The organism is Streptomyces bugieae (genome assembly GCF_036352915.1).
In the GTDB taxonomy this organism is placed as follows: domain Bacteria; phylum Actinomycetota; class Actinomycetes; order Streptomycetales; family Streptomycetaceae; genus Streptomyces; species Streptomyces endophytica.
Genome location: NZ_JAZBJP010000139.1, coordinates 1 through 463 on the forward strand (window position 1 = coordinate 1; position 463 = coordinate 463).

A 463-nucleotide genomic window follows, 5' to 3' on the forward strand; every position below is an offset into this window, starting at 1 on the left:
TCGCACTGCGCGAGGACGGGGCGGTCCACTACCGCGACTTCCGGATCGTCCCGCACGGGCTCACGATCGGGGCCACCGAGTCGGGCAAGTCCGTCTACCAGCGCAACCTGGTGGCCGGCCTCGCCGCCCAGGACGTGGCGCTCGTCGGCATCGACTGCAAGCAGGGCGTCGAGCTGTTCCCGCTGGCTCGCCGCTTCTCCGCCCTCGCCGACAACCAGGACACCGCGCTCGATCTGCTCGAAGCCCTGGTCTCGCACATGGAGTACGTCTACCAACTCGTCCGCGAGGAACAGCGCATCAGCGTGAACGTCCCGGACGCGGAGATCGCCGCCGACATCTGGGACCTGGCCGAGGACCTGCGTCCCACGCCCGTCGTGGTCCTGGTGGACGAGGTGTCCGAACTCGCGCTCTTCGCCTCCAAGGAGGAGGAGAAGCGCCGGGACCGGATCATCACCGCGCTTGT

At 68.7% G+C, this 463-nt stretch carries 1 protein-coding gene; it reads left to right on the plus strand.

What is annotated here, in order from left to right; all coding sequences use genetic code 11:
• Nucleotides 1-463 (plus strand): FtsK/SpoIIIE domain-containing protein (locus V2J85_RS40570; RefSeq protein ID WP_330824387.1); only part of this gene is annotated, 463 nt, incomplete at both ends.